This is a genomic window from Coleofasciculus sp. H7-1 (assembly GCF_057473865.1).
Genome location: NZ_JBYCCT010000022.1, coordinates 63,769 through 86,618, shown reverse-complemented (window position 1 = coordinate 86,618; position 22,850 = coordinate 63,769). Strand labels below are relative to the sequence as shown.

The window sequence follows — 22,850 nt, the reverse complement described above, 5'->3', positions numbered from 1 at the left end:
AGCGGTGGCAACTAACGGACAGAGGTAAGCGATCGCCTCTGTAACAACTAAAGACTGGCAATGCCACTAAAGGTTAGGCAGCTTCTAAATGCCGAATAGCTTAGGACTCCTAGAAACTACTCTTGACAGAATTTTTATTTTAGATGTCCTTCCTAAATTTAGGCTTATGTCTGCTATTCCCCTGTATTCTTACGGTCAGTATACGGAAAAATAAAATTGTTTTTTGCATTCAAGCTTTACTCAAATTTTACTAAAAATCATCAAAACTTTACCGATTGAAACTGGTTATTTGACTATATTAAATACAGACAGGTAAATAACCAGACCAAGCTAAAAAGACAGGCTATTTATCATTGCCCCTGCCTATTTAGAACTGTTAAACCCGATCTAAAACTGACCGCGCCCTAGCTACTGTGCGCGTTATCAAGCAAAACTCATCTAGACAGAAAACTTGTGGAGACACACAAAATGACAGGTACTATCAAGAAAATTTTGCTCAGCGCTTCAGTGTTGGCAAGCCTCAGTGCGATCGCTAGCGCCCCAGCATCCGCTGCATCCATCAAAAATGCTACCGTTACTGGAGCTGCACCCTATCTAACCTACGATGCCGACGCTACAAACACGTTCCAGGTAAACAATACCCCCGGCACTTGGGTTAATGAGCAAAAAGTTCTAGGCGGAAATAGCGCTAACCCAACTGGAAACATCGAGCTATTTTCCAATAGTGAAACCCTCAGCAACTCCGCATACGCAAGCTACACTGGCGTCACCAGTTTACAAGGCACCATCGGCGGCAAGAGCATTACCCTCAGCAGTCTCACCTCATCTGACTGGAATACCGATGTTGGTGGCACAACTTTGGCTCAGAAATGGTTGAATGATTTAATCGTTGCCAACAATCTCAGCCCCTTGCTTGGAGCAAATACCCAAACTGAGCTTTTAACTGCTTTTGTAGCCGGTGGGGGACTTCAGAGATTTAGCGACCCGAATCTCTCCTACGTCAACCAGGACAATGATGGTACTATCCGCGTTGGGTTAGCTGGTCACTTGAATGGGGCATCTTTAATTCAACAGTCACTTCAACCTGCTCAAGTTCAGATGCAAAGTGCCTACAATACACTTAAATCAAATCGCACTCAGATGCAATCGGCACTGAGTACGGCGCAAATCAGCCTCAATACACTCAAGAATCAATTCCAGGCTGCCTCCTCCGCTCAAAAGCCAGGGATTTTGGCTAAAATCACCACAGTGACAGGTCAAATCAACGCATTGACAGGTCAAATCGCCTTGGTTGACGGACAAATCACAACCCTCTCAGCTAAATTAGATCCCCTGACCGCCTTTATCGCTAAAACGGATCTAGTCATCCAAGCCAGTGAAATCGTTAAGGTTGCCTATAACGGTAGTCCAGCTCAATACCTTTACAACTTTAATGCCACAAACTCTGGACTGGTGGAAAAAGGCGATGGCAAATCTCACACGGGCAACTATGAAGTCACGCTCAAAGGCGAAGTTCCTCCTTCAGAATCAGTTCCCGAACCCTCAGCCATGCTGGGTCTGCTCGGTGTAGGTAGTTTCTTTGCCGTCAAGCGTAAGATGCTGAAAAAAGCCTAAATTCTGTAGTCACTGCTTCATAAAAAACTAGCAGTGTTAATAGTTTGCTAAAGATTGTAAATTTATCGGCACCGTCCAGAGAAAGAGGCGGGCCGATTTTTTCTTTATATAAACATCACAGTAAATTTACGGTAACTTAACCAAATTTACCGTAAATACCACTAAATTATAACAGTTGCAGTAAAAAATAGACAGACATACTGAGGGTGCCAAGAAGTTCAGTACCACCACAAGCGCGAAACCGAAAATATGCCTGACAGTCCGGTTGCGGTGGCTGTACGAAAGCAAAATCCTAGAACTGATAGAGACACCAAAATGTTAGAAAATGTAAAGTTATCAATCGCTATTGCGGGGGCAGCAGTTGTCACTTTGGGCACAATTGGTATGGCTCCTGTTGAGGCAGCCCAATTGACAAAACTCGATTACGTTGGCGAGGTTAGTGGCACTGTTAATTCCTTTTTCGGCGGAATACCTTTCACCGTGGATGTAGACAAGAGCTACATTATCGATAATCTCAGCGGTAGGCTTCAAGATGAAGGAGATTCAGAACTAACCATCGATCATCCTTTCAGTTATTTAGGAGATTATTTTGGTAGCTACTTCAGTAATTATGGTTTCATCAACTCTTTTAGCGGTTTTGGCTCCATCTTCAAGGGTTTAAGCTATAGTCAAACCGATCTTCTTTCTACCTTTAATTTCTCTTACAACAAGATTACCGATATCTTGACTGTAAAAGACTATGAGTTCGATAAGATTAAAGTGTGCTTGAGTGGTACGTGTAATATCTCTGGTGGAGGTTCTGCATTGGGTACTGTTGCGGGAGTTCTACCTGTACCTGTACCTGTTAACGTATCTGTGAATTTCAAGGTTTCCCAGACGGCAACGCCCCTCGACGTACCCGAACCCTCCGCATTGTTGGGTTTAATTGGTTTGGGTGGTTTCTTTGCCGCTAAGCGCAAGTTGCAAAAAGCAGCATAAATTTTGCACCTTCCACAGTCTTAGCCTAAAACAGTCTTAGCCTAAAAAAGTAGGGAGCTATCTGCTCCCTTTTTTTGTTGTAATTTAAGCGTTGCTTGCAAGTCCGGAATGCCCTGAAAGACTATCCAAATCTCGGATGTGTAGGCTCTCAGTTCACGTTCCCCAGCCCTGGTGCAGTTTGCCCTAGTTACTCTCCCTTGAAGGCTAAAGCCGTACGGCATGAACGCGCCTACGCTTACGCTCTACCATTCCCTACGATTTTTCAAGGGTTTCAGGAGTTTTGGATAGTCTTTCAGATAAGTATCCTGCTAATACCCCAGCACGTCTATTTTTAAGTTCGTCTAAACCTGGACTGCGATCTATTGTTAACCGGATGACTTATTAATAAAGTTATAGCTACACTGAGTGGCAATAGATTCGGTTAATGCTCATATCACTTTTAACTATCTTCCAAGGCGGATCTTACAGGATCGGTGAGACTGAACGCTCAAAATCCAACCCGAATTCAGACTTCCGTGCTGAAGCACCTGCTAAGCGAATTTTGCTCGTTGAGGATAACCAAACGAATAGACAGCTGCTAAGTGACTATCTTGGTTATCTGGGATACCAGGTTCTCTCTCTAGCAGAGGGGTCTGGTTTTTTTCAGGCGATGGCTGACTTTCAGCCTCACTTAGTTTTGCTAGACTTAAAGTTACCAGATATTGATGGCTATACCCTACTCCAGCAAATCCAAGAAGGGTCAGACTGGCTCCACATTCCCGTGATAGTCGTTTCCGCCTATGCTTTTCAAGCTGATGAAGAGCGTGCCCTGAGTTTGGGGGCACGTCGGTTCTTTGTAAAACCTGTAAATCTAGTTTCCTTGGGACAAGCAATTGCAGAAGAAATTCGTTAACGCCTTACTAAACTTCTAGGAATTGAATTAACAGTTATTCACTTTTATTTTCGTTAATATATATTTCCACTGTGTGGCTTAGACGTTGCACAGAAGAACTTATTTCCATAACTTGAGATTCTACTTGTGCCAATAACAAAATCACTGTCTGGAGTTGGTTGAGCGTATCATCCATAGCGTTCCGATATTGATTTTCAAACTCTTCCAAATTCATGATTTTAACCAGGTGGGAGGTGACTTAGAAAAAAGTTTTGCTGTAGCAGCATTTTAAAACCAATTTCAAACTAAAAGCTGAAAAATTAACATAATTCGTTATAACTTCATTTAACCTAGTAATGACTTCAAGAAAGCTTAACTAAAATCCGGAAAAAAGTTCAGGTTTAAAAAGAATAAAATGATCCGAATTTTTACTGATTCGTGAATCGAATAAAAATGTTAACTACGAACTTGCACTGATATTTTGAATTAAAAAAAATGTTTATTACGAGATTTTACGAGCTAGCAACCACGTTACTCAGGACTGACGCAAATATCACCACATAGTAAGGGCAACCACAGGGGGATTGAACCCGAAAAAACGCTATATGTATAAGCTTTGCGTAAGTCCTGTTACTGTTTGTTCAAGGGCGTGACCTAAAAATTAACAACTGCTGCTGTCAAGGAGTGTATTAGGATGACAGATCCGCAAACGCTAAGAAATGGGAACGAGTTATCTCCCGCCACAACTCAAGCTGGTTATATCTCGTCTGAAGGAGCGATCGCATCTACAAAAATCCTGCCGCTCCTCAAAGAGCCAGAACGCCTGGAAAGCCGTCTGAAAGAGATTCCACCAGAACCAGGGGTCTATTTTATGAAGGATGTTAGCGATCGCATCCTCTACATTGGCAAGTCGAAAAAATTGCGATCGCGAGTTCGCTCTTATTTCCGCGACTCCCAGAAATTAAGCGACCGCATTATGATGATGGTGCGGCAAATCGCAGAGATTGAATTCATCGTCACCGACACCGAAGCCGAAGCACTGGCGCTAGAAGCCAATCTAGTTAAGCAGCATCAACCCTACTTCAACGTGCTGCTCAAAGATGATAAGAAGTATCCCTACGTCCTGGTTACTTGGTCGGAAGAATATCCCCGCATTTTCATTACTCGCAACCGGCGTCTGGGGAAAGAGAAAGATAAATATTACGGCCCTTTTGTCGATGCAGGTTTGTTGCGAACCACTTTACGAATCGCAAAACGGCTGTTTCCCATCCGTCAGCGTCCGCAACCTTTATTTAAAGACCGTCCTTGTCTAAACTACGATTTAGGGCGGTGTCCAGGCGTATGTCAAAAGTTGATTTCACCCGAAGAATACCGCAAGACAATCCAAAAGATCGCGATGGTTTTCCAAGGACGAGCCGGGGAACTGATTGATATTTTGACGGCGAATATGGAAAAGGCAGCCGAAGAGCTAAACTTTGAGGCAGCAGCTCGGATGCGCGACCAAATTGCCGGGTTAAAGTCTTTGAGTGCAGATCAAAAAGTGTCTCTGCCAGATGATACCGTTTCGCGGGATGCGATCGCTCTCGCTGCTGACGCCCAACACGCCTGCATTCAATTGTTCCAGATGCGTGCGGGAAAACTGGTTGGTCGTTTAGGCTTTGTTGCGGAAGCGCAATCGGGAACGCCGGGAGCCATTTTGCAGCGGGTATTAGAGGAACATTACGCAAATGCCGACTCCGTAGAAATCCCTACGGAAATTCTAGTGCAGCATGAGTTGCCAGAAGGAGAAATGCTCACAGAATTTTTAACTGAACGGAAAGGACGAAAAGTAACGCTACTTGCTCCCCAGCGGCAAACCAAGGCAGAATTGATTGAGATGGTGGAGCGCAACGCCCAGTATGAACTAGCACGGATGCAACGATTGGGCGATCGCAACGAGCAAGCGATGCAGGATTTAGCCACCATTGTTGACCTACCCGACTTACCCCACCGGATTGAAGGCTACGACATCTCCCACATTCAGGGAGCGAATGCTGTGGCGTCTCAGGTAGTCTTCATCGACGCTATACCGGCAAAGCAGCACTATCGCCACTATAAAATAAAAAATCCCACCGTTACTGCCGGTCACTCGGACGACTTTGCCAGTCTTGCGGAAGTTATCCAGCGACGTTTCCGCAAGTATGCCGAAGATCCCCAATTGCAGCGATTCGGAAATCCCGATTGGCCCGATTTAGTAATGATTGACGGCGGTAAAGGTCAGCTTTCATCGGTTGTCGCCGTCTTGCAAGAGATGAATTTAATGGAAGACTTGCGAGTTGTTAGTCTTGCCAAGCAGCGAGAGGAGATTTTCTTACCGGGTGAGTCTTCACCCTTACAGACAGATGCAGAACAACCAGGAGTGCAGTTGTTGCGACGACTGCGGGATGAGGCGCACCGATTTGCAGTCAGTTTCCACCGTCAGCAGCGCAGCGATAAACTGAGGCGATCGCGTTTAGATGAAATCCCAGGATTGGGCTTTCAGCGACAGAAACAACTCTTAGCCCATTTTCGATCCATTGATTATATCCGCGAAGCGACTCCAAAGCAGCTGGCTGAGGCTCCTGGTGTTGGCCCTAAGTTAGCCCAGGAAATCTACAATTATTTTCATCCAGCTTGACCGAAGCCAAAAGCGATTCACCCTGACTTCTATAGCAATGACTTGTGGAATTATCCACCTCTCCTCCTCTCTTACTTCGCGTCCTTGGCGTCCTTGGCGGTTCGTTAAAAAAACATCTTACAAATCAAACAGGATTCCTATAGACAAAATTTAAACCACAGAGGACACAGACAAAGAGGTGAAAACCCCTATCTTAATCAGTCTGTTGATAGTTCTAACGCCCTTAAAAACGCTAGCTGACGAATCACACCCACGTCTATTTCTGAATCAAAGGCGGATCGAACAAATCCGATCGGCAATTCAGGTGCCGCGATCGCATCATCAGCAAGCGTTCAATGCCCTGAAAGCGCGGGTAAACCAGAACAACTGGCACATTTATGATGGCAACCCAAATGACGGCAACTGGAACTATGCCCGTTCGTATCTGGCACGAGAAGCAGCACTGCTGTACTTATTGACAAATGAAAATAAGTATGCACAAATAGCCTACGAAGCCCTCCACCTCATCCACCAAGATCCAGACCCAGATAACCGCCTGCCGGAAGCGCAATATGGGCTATCTAGGGCGACGGTGGGACAAAATTTGGCGATCGCCTATGATTGGGCGTATCGCGGTTGGACGCCACAGCAGCGAGATTACATTAAAGACAAAATTAACATCGCCCTCGATGCTTGGGAGAATTTCCGCCACCCCAACCTCAGTAATCCAGCGATGGCTTCTAACTGGGTGGCAGTCTGTCGGGGTGGGGAACTGGTGATGATGCTGGCAGTGTACGAGGAAGGCAACCGCGCCAACCGATACACTCAGCTCAAACAGTGGCTGAAAACTCACCTAATCAACGCTTACGGTCAGTTGGGTTTAAGTCAGGAAGGGATTGGCTATGACAGTTATGCAGGGATTTTCCTAGTTCCAGCCGTCTATGCCCTCCAGAGTGTTGGGGATGCTGACCTTGACGCCGATTTTGCGGCGCGACATTTCTGGAAATTGGTCATGTACGCCGGTGCATTTATGATAAATGAATCGGGCGATCGCCGCTTTCTTCAATCCGGCGTATCCGGCGCAGGCATCGGTGACGAAGGATGGGCGAGTCTATTACTCAGTTCAGTACCCCCACGCTACTTACCCTTCTACCGCTACTTTTACGATCGACACATGGGGATAGATGCCCCAGGCATTCCAGCAGAGAAATTTGACAAAAACCAGGGAGCAACGATCTGGTCGCTAATATATTACCCAAAAAGCGCCCCTTCCTTTAACCCAACAAGTGTGTTTGCCTCATCTGTGGGGGATGACAAAATCCAGAGGCGACGTGAGAGAAGTCGGCAAGACATTTCCCAAACAATAGCCAGCCGCCAGTTGTCGCAGCCACTTCCCCTTTGCCACGCTTCTAGGAAGAACTACGATAGACTCAACCTGCTGAATCCTGCCTGGGTATGATCTACTGTCTCAATCCCAATTGCCGCGAAGGTCTGAATCCTGACGATTATAAATTTTGCCAAAGTTGTGGCTCTCATCTACTTCTGAGAAACCGCTACCGTATCCTCAAACCGATTGGCGGTGGCGGCTTTGGCAGAACCTATCAGGCAGCAGATACTGACTGTATGGATGCGCCCTGCGTGGTGAAGCAATTTTTACCATCCTCAGAGATTCAAGCCAATCCGAAGGCACTGGAAAAAGCAACGGCAATGTTTAACCAGGAGGCAGTGCGGTTGCTTCAACTGGGAGAACATCCCCAAATTCCCAGACTGCTTGCTTACTTTGAAGAAGATAAGCGCCTGTATCTGGTACAAGAGTTGATTGCGGGACTAACTTTACGTCAAGAATTGGCAACTCAGGGAGCTTTTAGCGAACAAAAGATTAGACAGTTTTTGGCTGAGTTACTGCCAATTCTCAAATTTATTCACGAACGTGGGGTGATTCACCGGGATATCAAGCTAGAGAATATTATGCGTCGTCACCGAAATGGCAAATTAGTCCTGATTGATTTCGGCGTCTCCAAACTGGTGACAGAAACGACGATGGGGAAAGTGGGGACGACGGTCGGTACGGTAGGATATACGCCGATGGAACAAATGCACGGTCACGCCTACCCCGCTAGCGATCTCTACAGTTTGGGAGTCACTTGCGTTTGTCTGTTGACCCAATCTCTTCCTAAATTAGACGGTTCTGATGGTCTTTATGAACCGCTAGAGTGTCGCTGGATGTGGCGAGAGTGTCTGCCAGAAGGCACAACCATTAGTCAAGAGTTAGGGCAAATCTTGGATAAATTGCTTCAGCCTTTACCGAAGGATCGCTATAAAGCTGCTTCGGAGGTGCTGCAAGCCTTCAACTCTACACTTCCTAGACCTTCTGATGTCAGTGTCACGATACCCACGATGACTTCCTCTCCCGTTCGTCTCAGGACATTGGGGATAAATTACAGCAAACTGCGGGATTTACTTGCCGCCAGGAACTGGAAAGAAGCAGATGAGGAAACAAGAATGCTGCTGCTGCAAATTTCCCATCGAGAACCAGAAGGCTGGCTGAGAGTCGAAGATTTTCAAAAGTTTCCCTGCCAACACCTCGGATCGATCGATCGACTCTGGGTAAAGTACAGCGACGGACGCTTTGGCTTTAGTGTCCAGAAGCGCATTTGGGAAGGGGTTGGCGGAAAACCTGACTTTGACTATGCCACTTGGTGTCGTTTTGGCGACCAAGTTGGTTGGCGTGTCAAAGGCAATTGGTTAAACTACTCGGCTCTCACTTTCTCGGAAAATTCTGCCCCATCGGGTCATCTTCCGGCTGGGGGATTAGAAGATACTGGATTGGGTCGCTGGGATTTGGTGTGTTCTTCTCTGGCGGCGAGACTAGCCAAGTGTAAAATTTGCTAATGGCTAATTGCTTGTTGGCTGTTGATTCATTCTTCAATCTTTCTCCTTAATAAAGACGACTCAACACATAATCAGCCATGTCAATTAGCGCTTGACGGCACTCTGAGGGCGGTAAATCTGCCAATTGTTGAACGGCGAGTTGGGCATGATGTGCGGCTAATTCGCGCGATCGCTCAATGCCCTGACTTTCTTCAATCAAGGCGATCGCTGCTTCTAAATCCCCCGCCTCTGTAAACTCCCGCTCAATCAGCGCCTCTAGGTAAGGTTTTTCTTCTAAGGCAAATAACACCGGTGCCGTCAGATTGCCACTTTTTAGATCCGATCCCGCTGGCTTACCCAAAGCTTCTGTCGAACCCGTGAAGTCAAAAATATCATCCACAATCTGGAAAGCCAAGCCGAGATGACGTCCGTAGCGATATAAATTTTCTGCCGCCTCCTCCGAGACATCACTGAGTAATCCAGCCGCCTTAGCACTGTTAGCAATTAAGGAGGCAGTTTTGTAGTAACTCTTCTCTAAGTAAGCTTCGAGGGACAAACTGGCATCAAAGCGATTCAACCCTTGCTGAATTTCTCCTTCTGCCATATCCATAATCACTTCTGAGAGCAGTTTCACTACCTCTAAATTATCCAAATTTGCCAAATACCAAGAAGATTGGGCAAATAAGAAGTCTCCCGCCAACACAGCGATGCGATTGCCAAACCGGCTATGAACCGTTGCAATGCCGCGTCTTACCTCGGATTCATCCACCACATCGTCGTGTACCAGACTAGCGGTGTGAATCATTTCCGTAATTTCTGCGAGACGTCGGTGACGTGGGGTAATGTCTTGATCCAGCATGGTTGCCCGCGATATCAGCAGGACGATAGCGGGTCTAACGCGCTTTCCTCCTGCCCCAAATAAGTGTTCTGCCGCCGCATACAGGATGGGGTGACGGGCACCAACCAGCTTTTTCAAATTCTCCGTCAGAACACGTAGGTCTGATTCAACAGGGGCAAAGAGGGAGGTCACTGAGGTCATGGATCAGCCGACTCCGGCTTAATAGTTACGAAATTTTACATTCCTGTCATTTATTTTAAGCTAATGCTCCCCCACAGGGAAGTTTTGTTCCTTAGAAGATGCCCCCGCAGCCTTTTTTTGAAATTGTATCGACTTGTAAAGTATCTAAAAAAATCGCCCCTAACCCCAAGGGATCTTGTGTTACTCTAATATGTAAGGATTTGAAAAGCTTAATAGACTCACTGAGCCAAAAAATTACAGAAAACACTTACGTGTTGGTAATAAATTGGTAAAGGATGGCAGATTTTTGGTAGGCGGTAGCATTTCCGGCTTCCTGCATCTTTTTCTAGCGCTAGTGCCCTAGGAAAAATAGCCATCTGAAAATAAAGGACTTTCAACAGGCACTGTAGATTAGCTTGCTATCTACGGGATTGCTGAGAAAAGCCCCAGATTATTTTTATCAATTTTCTGGGGTTTCAGTTAAATCAAGAATTTTGGGGGCGATCGCGACCTCCAGAATTCCTATGGGCAGCCATATTCTCAAGCCTTGACTTGGGGGCGTTGTCTTAGGATCGTATAAAAATTTACATTCCGCTACTTGTGCTTGTGCGACACTATGACGTATAATGAAATGCCTCTGATTATTCCAATTTTAGCCACTGGTTATTTGTTAACCGTTTACCTGCTGTTGATTCTGGCGCAGCGAACTGTGAAAGGTGCGGGTAGGACGAAGTCCGTACCCTAGCGATCGCGACAGAATTATTAGCAGTTTGCGGCACGCTCACCTCATCCATTCGCGATTAGCAGCCAAATTTGAGATTTTGGATTGAAGATCCCATTCTTCAATTGACTGCTACTCGCTTAGCTCAAGCGGTATTTGCCGATGTAGCACTGTCGGTAAATAAACCTTTTCTACAGCAGGCGTACACCCCAGCCATTGTACTGACAGTTGTGCAAACTGTTCGGGACAACCGCTGACGGCAAATCGAGTGGCTAGAGGTGGGCGGGTGTTTCTCAGTCCTAGTAAATCCAGCTCTTGAGCAGCCGCAGCCGCTACATGAACTGCCGGATCGCATAGATTCACCGACCGGGGCAGAATTGTCCTGAGGACGGGTGCTAAGTGGGGATAGTGGGTACAGCCGTAAACAAGCGTGTCAATGCGATGGTGCAGCAACGGTGCCAGGTACTCCCGCGCCACTTCCTGGGTGTAAGGGTCATGGATGCGGTTTTGCTCAATCATCGGCACAAACTCTGGGCAGCCCACTTGCCAAACTTGGGCAGTGGCGTCAACTTCTAAAATCGCGCGACGATAAGCGTTGCTAGCGGCAGTGGCTGGGGTGGCGATGACCCCAATCCGGTTGCCTAGCTCAACAGCAGCACGGGCACCGGGCAAGATAACTCCTAAAATCGGCAGAGGAAACTCAGACCGCACTGCCTCCAAAGCCAGGGCAGAACTGGTGTTGCAAGCCATGATTACCATTTTGACGCCCTGCTGCATCATCCAGATGAGAATTTCGCGCACAAAGTGCAAAATTTCTGCCTGAGAGCGAGTGCCGTAGGGCAGTCGAGCCGTATCGCCAAAGTAAAGAATCGATTCGGATGGCAGCTGCCGGTAGAGTTCCCTCAAGACCGTCAGCCCGCCGACTCCGCTATCAAAAATCCCAATTCTGGCTCGTTGAAGAGCCTCATTTATTTTTTGTTCCTGATTCATGATTAATCAACCACTCCCCACAAACCGACATTTAGAGACTTTGTTGAATGTACTGTAGAATCCCGCGAGCGATCGCTCTTGCCATCTGGCTCTGGTAATCCGGCGAAGCCAACTTAACAGACTCTTGTGGGCTGGTAAGAAAACCAACTTCCACTAAAACAGAGGGCATCGAACTCTTCCTCAGTACATAAAATCTCGCCTGCCGCACTTTTCGATCTCGGATATCAACGTTCTGCAAAATACTACTGTGAATTGTTTGAGCTAAACGCCCCCCACTAGAGTAATAGTAAGTCTCCAGCCCTTGCACATCGGGACGCCCATCAATTGCATTGGCATGGATACTGACAAATAAATCAGCGTTGGCTCGCTCAGCCATTGTGACTCGCGGTTGCAGGTCTACGAAATAGTCATCATTTCGCGTCAATACCGCCTGGATGCCCTGTTGCTCTAGCAATGCCGCTACCTGCCGTGCAATCGGCAAGATCACATCTACCTCCCGCAGACCCCTATAACCGATGGCTCCAGGGTCTTTACCACCATGTCCGGGGTCTACAACCACAACCAATCGTCCAACACGGGGGCGGGGGGATGGCGAAGGCGGATTATTATTCTCAGGCAACGGCACGCGAACAGAACCCGTGGGGGGAACAACCGATCCAAAGCGACTTCGTTGCAGTTGCAGCGCTAAAAGTTGGTCGCTCACCTGATTGAGTTCCCCAACCTGCACCCCTGAGGCTGGTTGCACCAGAATTACGACAGTACGCGAATCTTGCTGCTGCAAACGCACCCGCCGCACCGAAGTGGTGGCATCCAGTTGGGGTCCCCTAACTCGGTCAGCCAACTGAGCGGAAGGAATGGTAATGCGATAAACTCCCTCTTTTGCATCCCATCTGCCGGTGTACTTTACAGACGCATCCGCCCGAATTAATAACTGGGTTCCGGAAGAAGCGAGTTCCACCGATTGAATCGTTGCTAACTGATTATTAGGACGGTTGGTGGGGACGGGTCGGCTGGGTGGAGTCAAAGGCGGTGTGGACTCCCCCGTAACGGGAGAGGGTTGATTTCCAGCCAGTGGCGGACTTTCAATGTCGCCAGCACTCGTACCCTTCGGCAAGAGTACAATGCCACCAAAATCGCTGACACTTGCCAGCCAGTCCGGACCTTCTCTCCTCACGTTCATGGTGACGCGAACGATTGAGGGTGAAGTATCGACTTGGGACAATAAGATGCGACTGACGCCATAGCGATTCACCGTCGAAGAAGGCGATGCAAGACTGCGTGAAAGGGTAGCGCCTTGCAGGTCAAAAGTAATGTTTTTGCGATCGCTACTCCGCTTCACCTTAATAATCTGCAGGCGACCCCCATTCGTCCGCAGGAAAAACCCATCCCGCGTTACCTGCACATCTTCGATTTGAGCAAGCGACCCAACCGCTACGTTTGGGGGTGTCTGACGAATCGGCGGGCGACTCAGCACTCTTGGCGGCGAAGGATTCCTAGGAGCCTCATTGGGAAGAGGCTGCAAAGGGGGCGGCGAATTTCCCAAATCTGGATCTCTGGGGGAAGAATTTGGCACCCGCGCTACTCGTTCGGGCTTTGGTAATTGCACCGACCACTGGCTGGGGGAAGCTCCTCGAACTAGCACTTGCTCTGGATCGAGGGTGTAACCAGGGTCTAATTCAATTACCATCCGAGTAATATTGCCCTCAAACTGTCCTACTCGCAGAGAACGCAGCGCTCCAGCCAATTGCTGAGTCACCGTTGGGCGTCCCAAGCTGGTACCGGGCAGATCGATTACCAGACGTGTCGGGTTGGCAAGCAGTTGCGCTCGCGGTTGAACTCCATCATCCGTCCTAAAGTCCAGTCGGTTCTGATTGGCATCAAAACGCCAATACACCAGTCTCGCCGCATTAGCGGGAAGTGAAACGAGAAAAATGCTCAAAAAACTGGGTAATAGCCAGTAAAATCTCACTATCGTTGCTCCTGAAAAAGGCAAAGACCGTAATCGTCGGTCTGTACGCTGTAGACCTGTTTCGGATGTTTTCGGTTCACATCCGGTGCATTGGGGTAAACAAAGTAAACGATTTTAGACTGGGTTGAACAATATCACGACTTTGGTAGCAATGCAGAATAATCGACTAGGCATGACTTTTTTCGCTGGAAAAAGCCAATTGCCATCGGGAAGATGCCTGGTGTGTGGAGTCTCTCAAAGCGAGATTTTTGCTTGCCAGGGTTGGGCAATGATGACGTTTTGATGCTGCCTATCCCCAAGTCGCGCAAGTCAACACTTTTCTCAAAGCGAGAGAAACCTTTTGAATCCTATAACCAACCCCAAGGGACGTAGATAAAGTAACTTAAGTTTCACAAAAACCGTTCGCTGTTAGTTTTTTGTCAGTAGGTAGTCGGTGTTGATTGTATACCACTACCCACTACCCACTAATGACTAATCGCTTTCCTTAGCAGGAACCGATGCAGGTTCCTGAAACACAAACCGTAATAACGGAGGTGCTAAAAAAGTTGTCAAGATGACCATCATAATAATCGCGGCTTCTGTGGCTTCAGACAAAGCACCGCTGGCAGAACCAACACCGGCAAAAACCAGCCCAACTTCGCCTCGTGGAATCATCCCGACGCCAATCGCTAATCGGTTGAGCTGAGGTTGACCAAATACTGCTAGACCAGTAACAACCTTTCCGACAATTGCCACGACAATCAGGAAAATAGCCATGAGCAACCCTTCCCGGTTACTGGGAACCGCTGGATTGAGAACTCCCAGGTCGGTTTTAGCACCAACCGTCACAAAGAAAATCGGCACCAACAGATCGGCAATGGGCACCACCTGCTTTTGCAGTTCTTTACGCTTATCCGTCTCGTCTAAGACTAAGCCAGCGGCAAAAGCTCCCAAAATAGCTTCTAGGTGGATGGCGGCTCCCACATAGGCCATCAAGAATGCGAAGATGAAAGCGGGTATTACTAGCCCGCCGCGTGTCTTGAGCAGATCGGCGATCGCTACAAAGGATTGGTTAAAAACCTTACCCAGCAGAATTGCACCTAATAGAAAACTACTGGCGCTAACGATCAGATAAATGACGTTGCTGACATCCACTTCACCTGTTTTTGCCAAACTTGCCACCACTGCCAAGACGATGATACCCAGAACATCGTCTATGACAGCAGCGCCCAGAATAATCTGACCTTCTTTAGAAGTGAGACGCCCCAGTTCTGAGAGAACCTTGGAAGTAATCCCAATACTGGTTGCAGTCAAAGCAGCCCCCGCAAAAATCGCTGGAATCGCTGGCACGCCAAACAAGAGCATCAGCCCCGCAGTGCCAGCTACAAAGGGCACCACTACCCCCACTACGGCGACAACGACTGCCTGGATACCGACTGCCATCAGTTCCTTTAAATTCGATTCCAGACCAATTTCAAATAGCAGTACGATCACACCCAGTTCCGCCAAAACGGACATAACTTCGCTCTGGGTTTGAAACACCTCACCAATTGTGTCGAGACTTAAGCCAGAGGTGCCTTGCAGGAAGGTCATCAGTACAGAATCAGAAGCCGAGGAGCCGCTTTCTGGAAATACCAGCAGATGCAGGGCAGAAATACCCACCACCACACCGCCGACCAGTTCGCCTAATACAGGCGGGAAGCCCATCCAGTTTGATAACTCCGCCCCGATTTTGCTGGCGAAGTAAATGATGACTAAACTCAGCAATACCGCTGCTAAGACCAGTGGGCCTTTTTCTGCTTCTGGTGTTGCTGCTGCTAGCACAGGAATGGTTTTGCTCCAAAGTGAGAACGAGAAAGTTGGACTTAGTAAACTAAGCCAGTGAGTTGCATCTATCGCCATGAGTTCTGCACAAAATCATTCTTTTCAATGTACAAGCTTCTTTACAAAAGCAAGCTTTTATCTGGATATTCAACGAGAGTGAAAGACCTGTCAAGATGATGACTTGAGAGGGATGCGGTCAATTTCTAACTCGCGATCGCGCAGTTGAATCCAGTCGCTTCCACTCAAGTATAAATACTTACCATACCCTAGAGGGCTGGCGATCGGGCGATAGCACTTGCATTGCAACTAGCACTATCGCCTAAGTTGCCAAAACGGTAACTGCTGAGATTTTTTAGCTGCGGTAGTGGCAGATTAGGAACATTCCACCGGCAAAATTAAAAGCAGCTGGTGCAGTTCTAGTATGAAAACACACGAGCCAATGAATCGAACTCCATCTTTCGCAAGTTCCTGGTATCAGCGTCAGGCAATATCTTTCGCCGTGGGTCTTTTAAGTTTAATCATGACTAATCCAGCGATCGCCCAAGAGAAAATGCTGCGAACTATTACTGTGACTGGCAGGGGAGAAGAATCGATTGCGACAACGTTAACGCTGGTGCGGCTGGGGGTTGAGGTTCAGGGTAAAGTGGCTGCGGATGTGCAACAGGAAGCAGCACGCCGATCGACCGCAGTGGTGGAGTTGCTAAAATCTCGCAATGTGGAAAAATTACAAACCACTGGCATTAGCCTCAACCCGGTTTACAGCTATGAAAATAACGTCCAACGCCTGACTGGGTATACTGCCACCAACGTCGTTAGCTTTCGGATTGATACCCAAAAAGTCGGAACGCTTCTGGATGAAGCGGTGAAAGCTGGGGCGACACGGATTGACGGCATTAGTTTTATTGCTGCTGATAGTGCGATCGCTACCGCTCAAAAGCAAGCCCTGCGCGAAGCGACTCAAGATGCCCAAGAGCAAGCTGATGCTGTTTTGGGTGCCCTAAATCTCACCCGCCGGGAAGTTGTGAACATTCAAGTCAATGGTGCTTCTGCGCCGCCGCCACCCCCAATGCCCTTAGCTGACATGGCTTTGCGATCTGGGAAGGTAGAGGCGTCTACACCCGTGATTGGTGGCGAACAACAGGTAGAGGCATCGGTGACTCTACAAATTAGCTATTAGGAATGTTGGGTGGGCTTTTGCCCACCTGATGTCATTGTTTTTCATAAGAGGGACTAATCCCTCTGAGGAATTTGAGAACAGATTTTATAACAACTTGCGATCGCGCATGAACGACAACGCCTTGATGCTGGTGGCGTCCCGCAAACCTCTGAGTATTTAAGGGAGTAAGTATCACTTTGTCTATGCTTGTTTTTCAACCTGGTTCACGTTCTCAAGCTGGGCGAACTGAACCCTTATTAGCCACGAGCGCCCCACAGACAAGCTTGCTAATTTAAAGGCGATCGCTCCTCACCGACAACCTCCCAACTGCGTCCTCACAGAAGGACTGAGGTCTAACGACACACTTGAGTCGATGCAGATAGCCTCTCAACTCTAACCAATAACTCTTGTTCGTTCGGCTGCAACGCCTTGTTAGGCTGCTGGCTGCATAATTGCACAATTGGTTATGAAACTGAATAGCTTCGCCTCATGTAATCGTGCGCTCAAACATCGCTTGAAGCACGTCCTTTCGCTCAAGAGTTTTCCCGTTGAGGACTACAACACTGAACGTATCGTCAACAATGCGTTTTGATCCATCGTTGACATGAACATGAATCCCTTTTTCCTGCGGGCGATCTGCTGACCACACGATTGCTGAAGTAGATGCCCAGATTTCATAATCACAACCTGAGTATTTATCTAGATCCAGCTTCAGCGTTCTGTCTGGCTCCTTATACTGCGTGTTCTTTGCAAATTGGTCATACAAAGGTTTAAGAGGCGTTGACACAATATGCCCCTTACTCCAAGTGCTATCACAACCGCAATTGCCACAGAAATGTTTCCGATGAGGCTTCCGTGCAAAATCACCTAGATCCAGGTGAGGGTATCCACACTGGGAGCAGTTGATGCAAGTCATCTCTCGATCTTCTTCTACGGCACACACGAACTCAAAAGCAGCCGGCGGCGTGATATTGACGCGGGTAATCTCAGCATTGGCAAACAGTCCTAAATCTTCATGGTAAAGCAACGAAATAGCATCAAAGTCATCGTCTATCGACTTCTTTCCTTGCGCCTTGGGACGTAAATGAACATGAATTTTTGGAGCGCGCGACTCTATCGGCTGGGTAGACAGGGCTGTTGGAAGTGAACACCATATTCCCACCTCAGCATAGTCAGTTACATTGATTTCCAGTGGAGACAGAGTGTAGTTCATTGGCTGGGAGTGATTTGCACAAAGCATTACTCCTGACTTGTCAGATGATTCGTGGTCGGCTTTTGTCCCCCAGTGCGTTTGATGAGTCCTACACCACCATCGGTCAGCACCATGCCGAAATTTTCCAGCAGGGACAAAATCGCAAGGTAAGAAGGCATCGTCTCCCGCCTGTGCGGGGAAACTCCCAAGAATAGATTTAGAAAAAACAGCAATATTTCCGAGGGTGCGACCGGATGCCCAACAAATCGCGTTAGCCTGGTTCCAAGCGTTCTGACCTTCCGGCTTTAAGGGCTGTTCTTCCCCAACCTTGCTGATATAGCGTTTTTTAGCTGAAGCGCCATCAGGATATTCCCATTCACATTTCCATAGCTCAACTGTATTAGTAGAGTGATTGACTTTGCGCTCAATGAACATAGGATCGGTAGTGTGCAAAATTGATACTCAATCTATTTTGACACTCCCACAAGGGTAACTCTAATCAAGGGAGACACCAGTACCGCAAAAGCTACTGCACGGGATGTTGAGACGGTTATTCCCACTGTGCTGGAGCGAGGCGGGGAGTATTTTTGGGGATTGTGGAGAAGTTTGAAAGATAGCGATCGCTACTTTCTGTGGTGTCTAATTTCTAGGGAAACTCCCACAGACCAAAATCCCAAGATTGTCCGAAAACTGGTAAAAAAAGAAGTGTTGCATCAACTCTTGCGATCGCATCCTCTTGCCTTTAGTGCAAAAATTTATTGAACAGGTGGTAGAAGAAGAATAGGTGAGCGTTTCAGCAAGTTCTTCAGGATACTTTTATAGATGAAAAGTACCATTAGCGATCGCTTCCTTTTTCTGCCATCAAACCTTACATATACTTCAAGATGCCTCTGTCTCAGTAGATTCAAATCTAACTTGTCGATATACAGCATCTACGCTTAGAGAAAGTCCCACACTAGAGAGAGTGAATGTATCTCCAGACTCGTAGGGATAAAGCACCCACAAACCCTCCTCATTGCGCCTAAAGCACTCCACCCCTATCTGTTCTGACTGAATCAGCACATACTCCTGTAAAGTTTCCATCTGACGGTATCGAGCAAATTTACCCCCCCGATCAAAAGCCTCTGTAGAAGGCGAAAGGACTTCTACAATTAGGCAAGGATACTGAACAAACTGATTAGAGTTTTGATCTCTAGAGTCGCAAGTCACCACCACATCAGGGTAATGATAGGGGCCATTTGCAGAGGCTTGCACCTTGACATCTGCAATATAGACTTCGCAGCCTCCCTCTTGTAAATGACTATCTAGAGACGTGTAGATGTTGCCAGCGATGCGGTTGTGGGGTTTCGTCCCCCCCGTCATGGCAAAGACTTCCCCATCAATGTACTCGTAGCGGATTTCTTGAGTAGGTTCCCATTCCAGATACTCTTGGGGGGTCATCTGGTTAAATTGTCGAATAGCAATCATAGTTTCTATCACTTCCCCATAAAAGCTTGGTTGATGAGGCGAGAAGCATTAACTCAATCTTTATCAAATTATATTTTAGAATATATCAATAAAAAATATCATCTTTATTAATCTGTTCAAAATCATTAAACTAAATTTTAATTTAATTAACTCTGCGTACCTCTGCGTTAACATGGCACGTACCTTTGCGTTAAAAAAAGGTGGGCATTGCCCACCCCACATAAATTAGCCCTTAATACAGACAACCTGCTTCAGCGTCGCCACAACTTCAACCAAATCCGCTTGATTAGCCATGACTTGCTCGATCGGTTTATAAGCGCCAGGAATTTCATCCAAAACGCCCTCATCCTTGCGGCACTCTACACCATTTGTTTGCTGAATCAAATCGTCCAACGTGTAGACATTTTTTGCCTTATTTCGAGACATCAAACGTCCAGCACCGTGACTGCAAGAACAGTAACTTTCAGCATTCCCTTTCCCTTTTACAATGAATGATTTTGCTCCCATTGAACCGGGAATAATGCCATAATCTTCTTGACGCGCCCGCACTGCACCTTTACGAGTGACATACACATTTTCGCCAAAATGCACTTCTTTTTCGGCGTAGTTGTGGTGACAGTTGACTGACAGCAGCGGCTTAGTCTGCTTACCACCAGCGAGATGCTTTTCCACAATCCGCTTAAAACGCGCCATCATCACGTCGCGGTTGAAACGGGCGTAGTCTTGCGCCCACTGTAAATCGTGCCAGTAGGCGGTAAATTCTGACGTACCAGCGACAAAGTAAGCTAAGTCTGGATCGGGTAAGCGATCGCTTGCTAGTTTCGCGAGTTCTTTAGCCGTGCCAATATGGTTTTGTGCCAGCATATTGCCAATGTTGCGCGAACCAGAGTGCAGCATTAACCAGACAGCGTTCTCGGTATCCAGACAAACTTCAATAAAATGATTCCCGCCACCCAGAGAACCCATCTGTTTCATGGCTTTACTTTCCAGGTGCTTCACCCCTGAATGCAATTCCTTGAAATCTCGCCAACCCTGCCAGTTAAGAACGGCTGTTTCAACATCTTTGTTTTCATTGAAACCAACCGGAATCGCTGCTTCTAAATCCAGACGAATTTGCTTTAGCTTGCCCTCCAATTTTTCGGCGGTAAATGGTGTTTTAATCGCCATCATCCCGCAACCAATATCCACACCGACAGCAGCTGGCATAATTGCTTCTTTAGTCGCCACTACAGAACCCACCAAGGCACCTTTGCCAAGGTGAACGTCTGGCATCAGCGCTACGTGTTTGAATACAAATGGCAGGGAGGCAACATTCTTTGCCATCTTGGTTTCAGCGGAACCGAGGGCATGATTTGCCCAAGATAGCACCGGCACTGAGGTTGAAATTTCTAGCTTTTCGTATGGCATAAACGTTTGCCGCTGATATTTGATATTAAAGATCCGTGACGCTGCAAGCCTACTCCCGGTCGCGATCGCAATCTGCGCTGAGGTAGTCCTGCTGATAATACTTTTGTATTACTTTTATAATACATGAGGGAAGGCGGGTTTGTCATCTCCCAAAGACACCCGCAGGAAGAGTTTCTGAGTTATAAATAGCATTAAGATTCGTAAAGAGGAGAATGCCTCCTCAGGTAATCTACAACAACGCAGATAAAATCCTATGGCGGTTGGCAAGAACTCAATCTACGAGCGCTTCTTAGCACCTGTGGTTCGGCTGTTGATTGATGAAGAGAAGCTGCGGAGTTTCTATGAGAGTGTGGATTGGGAGCAAGAAGGCGATCGCTTCCGTAACCCCAATCTTTCCTATCCCTCCTACTACAGTAGCCAAAACTTCCACGGCATTGAGCGCGGTTATCTCAACTCCGGTGCGGCGGTTTCCTACGACCCGATTACCCAATACGCTTTACCTCCCAACGAAACTTGGGTACGCCAAAGCTTGATTGATGCTATTCAAGGGCAACCGCGACGGATTTTAGACTTAGGCTGCGGTACCGGCTCGACAACGCTGATGTTAAAGCAAGCTTTCCCACAGGCGGAAGTCATTGGTCTAGACTTGTCGCCTTATATGCTAGTGATGGCTGACTACAAAGCCAAAAAAGCACCGCTAAACATCCAATTTTTGCACGGAAATGCCGAAGAAACTGGGTTTCCCGATGCGTCCTTTGACCTGGTAACAGCTTCTCTGTTGTTTCACGAGACACCACCCGCAGTATCTCGCGCCATTTTGCGGGAAAGCTTCCGCCTGCTGACATCTGGGGGAGAGGTGTTGATTCTCGATGGCAATCAGAAAACGATTCGCCAAGTAGATTGGCTAAGTGATATTTTTGAGGAGCCGTACATCAGAGCTTACGCCGGTGATAGCGTAGATGCCTGGATGGGAACGGCAGGATTTGAAGCGGTGCAAACTCAGGATGTGTTGTGGATACACCAAGTCACTAGAGGCATCAAACCCATCCCAGTTCAAAACTCTGACTCGGTATCAGCATCCCGTACAGCGACCAGTAGCACGGCAGATGATGAGGATTTGGAGGGCTTTGGTGCCCCAGCTTTTGGCACAACGGCATGACTTTGAAGGCAGTTCTGTTTGATTTTAACGGTGTGATTATTAACGATGAGGCAATTCACCGGGAACTAATTGATGAAGTTCTAATTTCAGAGAATCTGCGGTCTAAACCAGCAGATTACCGACAATTTTGTTTAGGCAGGAGCGATCGCGCTTGTCTGAATCAGCTGCTAAAAAATCGCGGCAGATTTGTCACCGAAAACTATTTAACTGAATTGGTAAACCGCAAGGCGCAAGCCTACCAGCAGCGCTTGGAGGCACTGGAAAAGTTGCCTGTTTATCCAGGCTTGGAAGACTTAATTAACCGATTGCGGATGCGAGAGCTAAAACTAGCTGTAGTCAGTGGCTCGATCCGTTCTGAGGTAGAACTGGTATTAACTCGCGCCGGAGTGGCTGAGTTCTTTAGCGTCATTGTTGCCGATGACGACATCACCGCCAGTAAGCCAGAACCGGATCGATATCTTCTGGCGGTGGAACGCCTCAATCAGCAATATCTCCATCTCAATCTACAGCCATCGGAGTGTCTGGCGATTGAAGATACCCCAGCAGGAATTCAAGCCGCAAAGTTTGCCGGGGTGCCAGTAATGGGAGTGGCGCATACTTACCCGTTTCATATGCTGCAACGCTGGGCTAACTGGGCTGTCGATGAGCTTTGCGACTTAGAATTAGAGCGGGTGGAACAAGTTTATTCTCGAAGTACACCCCAGCCCATGATGGGATAAACAACTGACTCTGTAGGGATAACAGGATAGTCAGTTGTTTCTGGCTGGATGCTAGAATATTGAAGTTGAACAGCTCATAGCTTATGGCTATTAGCTCGCAGCTTGGGGAATTAGCTCAGTTGGTAGAGCGCTGCGATCGCACCGCAGAGGTCAGGGATTCGAGTTCCCTATTCTCCATTAGAAAGAGTTTATAAAACCTTTTAGCCTCTACAAGGCAATTTAATCAGACTTCATCAGGACTTACGCAAAGCTTATACATATAGCGTTTTTTCGGGTTCAA

General features: G+C 47.4%; 19 protein-coding genes and 1 tRNA gene. 12 read left to right on the top strand and 8 right to left on the bottom strand.

The features are described from left to right. Nucleotides 1–468: 468 nt before the first annotated feature. The 6 genes from AC2VDX_RS05800 to AC2VDX_RS05775 all read left to right on the top strand — a co-directional run bounded on the left by AC2VDX_RS05800 (nucleotide 469) and on the right by AC2VDX_RS05775 (nucleotide 8,990). On the top strand, nucleotides 469–1,614 hold the full coding sequence (locus tag AC2VDX_RS05800; RefSeq protein ID WP_378174407.1) for an NF038130 family PEP-CTERM protein: 1,146 nt from the start codon (nucleotides 469–471) through the stop codon (nucleotides 1,612–1,614). 249 nt (nucleotides 1,615–1,863) lie between these two features. Then, nucleotides 1,864–2,592 (top strand): PEP-CTERM sorting domain-containing protein, encoded by a 729-nt coding sequence (locus AC2VDX_RS05795; protein ID WP_378174410.1) that lies wholly within the window; start codon nucleotides 1,864–1,866, stop codon nucleotides 2,590–2,592. Between the two features lie 424 nt (nucleotides 2,593–3,016). Continuing rightward, the gene (locus AC2VDX_RS05790) at nucleotides 3,017–3,484 is read left to right on the top strand and encodes a response regulator (RefSeq protein ID WP_378174413.1); all 468 of its coding nucleotides are present in this window, start codon (nucleotides 3,017–3,019) and stop codon (nucleotides 3,482–3,484) included. 673 nt (nucleotides 3,485–4,157) lie between these two features. Then, a complete protein-coding gene (gene uvrC, locus AC2VDX_RS05785; protein WP_378174416.1) occupies nucleotides 4,158–6,119 on the top strand; it encodes an excinuclease ABC subunit UvrC in 1,962 nt (653 codons plus the stop codon). A gap of 178 nt (nucleotides 6,120–6,297) precedes the next feature. Continuing rightward, entirely contained in the window at nucleotides 6,298–7,557 is a 1,260-nt protein-coding gene (locus AC2VDX_RS05780; protein WP_378174419.1) for a hypothetical protein, read from the top strand. Further along, nucleotides 7,554–8,990, top strand: coding sequence for a GUN4 domain-containing protein (locus AC2VDX_RS05775; protein ID WP_378174422.1), 1,437 nt, complete (start codon nucleotides 7,554–7,556; stop codon nucleotides 8,988–8,990). Before AC2VDX_RS05780 ends, AC2VDX_RS05775 begins: the two co-directional genes overlap by 4 nt. Nucleotides 8,991–9,036: 46 nt before the next feature. On the opposite strand, the gene sds is transcribed toward AC2VDX_RS05775, so the two are convergent. Continuing rightward, nucleotides 9,037–10,008: a solanesyl diphosphate synthase gene (gene sds, locus AC2VDX_RS05770; protein ID WP_378174425.1), complete on the bottom strand. Its 972-nt coding sequence runs from the start codon at nucleotides 10,006–10,008 to the stop codon at nucleotides 9,037–9,039. A gap of 595 nt (nucleotides 10,009–10,603) precedes the next feature. On the opposite strand from sds, the gene AC2VDX_RS05765 reads away from it, so the two are divergent. After that, nucleotides 10,604–10,732, top strand: a complete 129-nt coding sequence (locus AC2VDX_RS05765; RefSeq protein WP_486928117.1) for a hypothetical protein — start codon at nucleotides 10,604–10,606, stop codon at nucleotides 10,730–10,732. A gap of 108 nt (nucleotides 10,733–10,840) precedes the next feature. On the opposite strand, the gene murI is transcribed toward AC2VDX_RS05765, so the two are convergent. The 4 genes from murI to AC2VDX_RS05745 form a co-directional block, all read right to left on the bottom strand. Further along, nucleotides 10,841–11,698, bottom strand: coding sequence for a glutamate racemase (murI, locus tag AC2VDX_RS05760; protein ID WP_378174431.1), 858 nt, complete (start codon nucleotides 11,696–11,698; stop codon nucleotides 10,841–10,843). 31 nt (nucleotides 11,699–11,729) lie between these two features. Further along, nucleotides 11,730–13,667: an N-acetylmuramoyl-L-alanine amidase gene (locus AC2VDX_RS05755; RefSeq protein ID WP_378174434.1), complete on the bottom strand. Its 1,938-nt coding sequence runs from the start codon at nucleotides 13,665–13,667 to the stop codon at nucleotides 11,730–11,732. Nucleotides 13,668–14,138: 471 nt separating this feature from the next. Next, complete coding sequence (locus tag AC2VDX_RS05750; protein WP_378174437.1) at nucleotides 14,139–15,548, bottom strand: cation:proton antiporter; 1,410 nt, start codon at nucleotides 15,546–15,548, stop codon at nucleotides 14,139–14,141. A 90-nt stretch (nucleotides 15,549–15,638) separates the two neighbouring features. Further along, entirely contained in the window at nucleotides 15,639–15,776 is a 138-nt protein-coding gene (locus AC2VDX_RS05745) for a hypothetical protein (protein WP_378174440.1), read from the bottom strand. A 115-nt stretch (nucleotides 15,777–15,891) separates the two neighbouring features. Here AC2VDX_RS05745 and AC2VDX_RS05740 point away from each other — a divergent pair, with 115 nt between their 5' ends. Further along, nucleotides 15,892–16,647: an SIMPL domain-containing protein gene (locus tag AC2VDX_RS05740; RefSeq protein WP_378174443.1), complete on the top strand. Its 756-nt coding sequence runs from the start codon at nucleotides 15,892–15,894 to the stop codon at nucleotides 16,645–16,647. 466 nt (nucleotides 16,648–17,113) lie between these two features. Here AC2VDX_RS05740 and AC2VDX_RS05735 read toward each other — a convergent pair whose 3' ends face one another. Further along, on the bottom strand, nucleotides 17,114–18,253 hold the full coding sequence (locus AC2VDX_RS05735; RefSeq protein ID WP_378174446.1) for a hypothetical protein: 1,140 nt from the start codon (nucleotides 18,251–18,253) through the stop codon (nucleotides 17,114–17,116). Between the two features lie 126 nt (nucleotides 18,254–18,379). Here AC2VDX_RS05735 and AC2VDX_RS05730 point away from each other — a divergent pair, with 126 nt between their 5' ends. Next, complete coding sequence (locus AC2VDX_RS05730; protein WP_378174449.1) at nucleotides 18,380–18,580, top strand: hypothetical protein; 201 nt, start codon at nucleotides 18,380–18,382, stop codon at nucleotides 18,578–18,580. Nucleotides 18,581–18,697: 117 nt separating this feature from the next. On the opposite strand, the gene AC2VDX_RS05725 is transcribed toward AC2VDX_RS05730, so the two are convergent. Beyond that, nucleotides 18,698–19,285: a Uma2 family endonuclease gene (locus tag AC2VDX_RS05725; RefSeq protein ID WP_378174452.1), complete on the bottom strand. Its 588-nt coding sequence runs from the start codon at nucleotides 19,283–19,285 to the stop codon at nucleotides 18,698–18,700. Nucleotides 19,286–19,510: 225 nt separating this feature from the next. Beyond that, nucleotides 19,511–20,692 carry an RtcB family protein gene (locus tag AC2VDX_RS05720; RefSeq protein WP_378174455.1) on the bottom strand — a complete coding sequence of 394 codons (1,182 nt, stop codon included), beginning with the start codon at nucleotides 20,690–20,692 and terminating at the stop codon, nucleotides 19,511–19,513. A 253-nt stretch (nucleotides 20,693–20,945) separates the two neighbouring features. Between AC2VDX_RS05720 and AC2VDX_RS05715 the strand changes: the two genes are divergently transcribed. From AC2VDX_RS05715 to AC2VDX_RS05705, 3 genes are all read left to right on the top strand, one after another. After that, nucleotides 20,946–21,851, top strand: a complete 906-nt coding sequence (locus AC2VDX_RS05715) for a class I SAM-dependent methyltransferase (RefSeq protein WP_378174458.1) — start codon at nucleotides 20,946–20,948, stop codon at nucleotides 21,849–21,851. Beyond that, nucleotides 21,848–22,570, top strand: coding sequence for an HAD family hydrolase (locus tag AC2VDX_RS05710; protein WP_378174461.1), 723 nt, complete (start codon nucleotides 21,848–21,850; stop codon nucleotides 22,568–22,570). The genes AC2VDX_RS05715 and AC2VDX_RS05710 overlap by 4 nt, the downstream gene beginning before the upstream one ends. Before the next feature lie 104 nt (nucleotides 22,571–22,674). After that, nucleotides 22,675–22,747: transfer RNA gene (locus tag AC2VDX_RS05705), tRNA-Ala, on the top strand. Nucleotides 22,748–22,850: the final 103 nt, after the last annotated feature.

What these genes read in the sequence shown, in the direction of transcription:
- AC2VDX_RS05800 (WP_378174407.1), top strand. Translation starts at nt 469, where the DNA reads ATGACAGGTACTATCAAGAAAATTTTGCTCAGCGCTTCAGTGTTGGCA.
- AC2VDX_RS05795 (WP_378174410.1), top strand. Translation starts at nt 1,864, where the DNA reads ATGCCTGACAGTCCGGTTGCGGTGGCTGTACGAAAGCAAAATCCTAGA.
- AC2VDX_RS05790 (WP_378174413.1), top strand. Translation starts at nt 3,017, where the DNA reads ATGCTCATATCACTTTTAACTATCTTCCAAGGCGGATCTTACAGGATC.
- uvrC (WP_378174416.1), top strand. Translation starts at nt 4,158, where the DNA reads ATGACAGATCCGCAAACGCTAAGAAATGGGAACGAGTTATCTCCCGCC.
- AC2VDX_RS05775 (WP_378174422.1), top strand. Translation starts at nt 7,554, where the DNA reads ATGATCTACTGTCTCAATCCCAATTGCCGCGAAGGTCTGAATCCTGAC.
- sds (WP_378174425.1), bottom strand. Translation starts at nt 10,008, where the DNA reads ATGACCTCAGTGACCTCCCTCTTTGCCCCTGTTGAATCAGACCTACGT.
- AC2VDX_RS05765 (WP_486928117.1), top strand. Translation starts at nt 10,604, where the DNA reads ATGACGTATAATGAAATGCCTCTGATTATTCCAATTTTAGCCACTGGT.
- murI (WP_378174431.1), bottom strand. Translation starts at nt 11,698, where the DNA reads ATGAATCAGGAACAAAAAATAAATGAGGCTCTTCAACGAGCCAGAATT.
- AC2VDX_RS05750 (WP_378174437.1), bottom strand. Translation starts at nt 15,548, where the DNA reads ATGGCGATAGATGCAACTCACTGGCTTAGTTTACTAAGTCCAACTTTC.
- AC2VDX_RS05740 (WP_378174443.1), top strand. Translation starts at nt 15,892, where the DNA reads ATGAAAACACACGAGCCAATGAATCGAACTCCATCTTTCGCAAGTTCC.
- AC2VDX_RS05735 (WP_378174446.1), bottom strand. Translation starts at nt 18,253, where the DNA reads ATGTTCATTGAGCGCAAAGTCAATCACTCTACTAATACAGTTGAGCTA.
- AC2VDX_RS05725 (WP_378174452.1), bottom strand. Translation starts at nt 19,285, where the DNA reads ATGATTGCTATTCGACAATTTAACCAGATGACCCCCCAAGAGTATCTG.
- AC2VDX_RS05720 (WP_378174455.1), bottom strand. Translation starts at nt 20,692, where the DNA reads ATGCCATACGAAAAGCTAGAAATTTCAACCTCAGTGCCGGTGCTATCT.
- AC2VDX_RS05715 (WP_378174458.1), top strand. Translation starts at nt 20,946, where the DNA reads ATGGCGGTTGGCAAGAACTCAATCTACGAGCGCTTCTTAGCACCTGTG.
- AC2VDX_RS05710 (WP_378174461.1), top strand. Translation starts at nt 21,848, where the DNA reads ATGACTTTGAAGGCAGTTCTGTTTGATTTTAACGGTGTGATTATTAAC.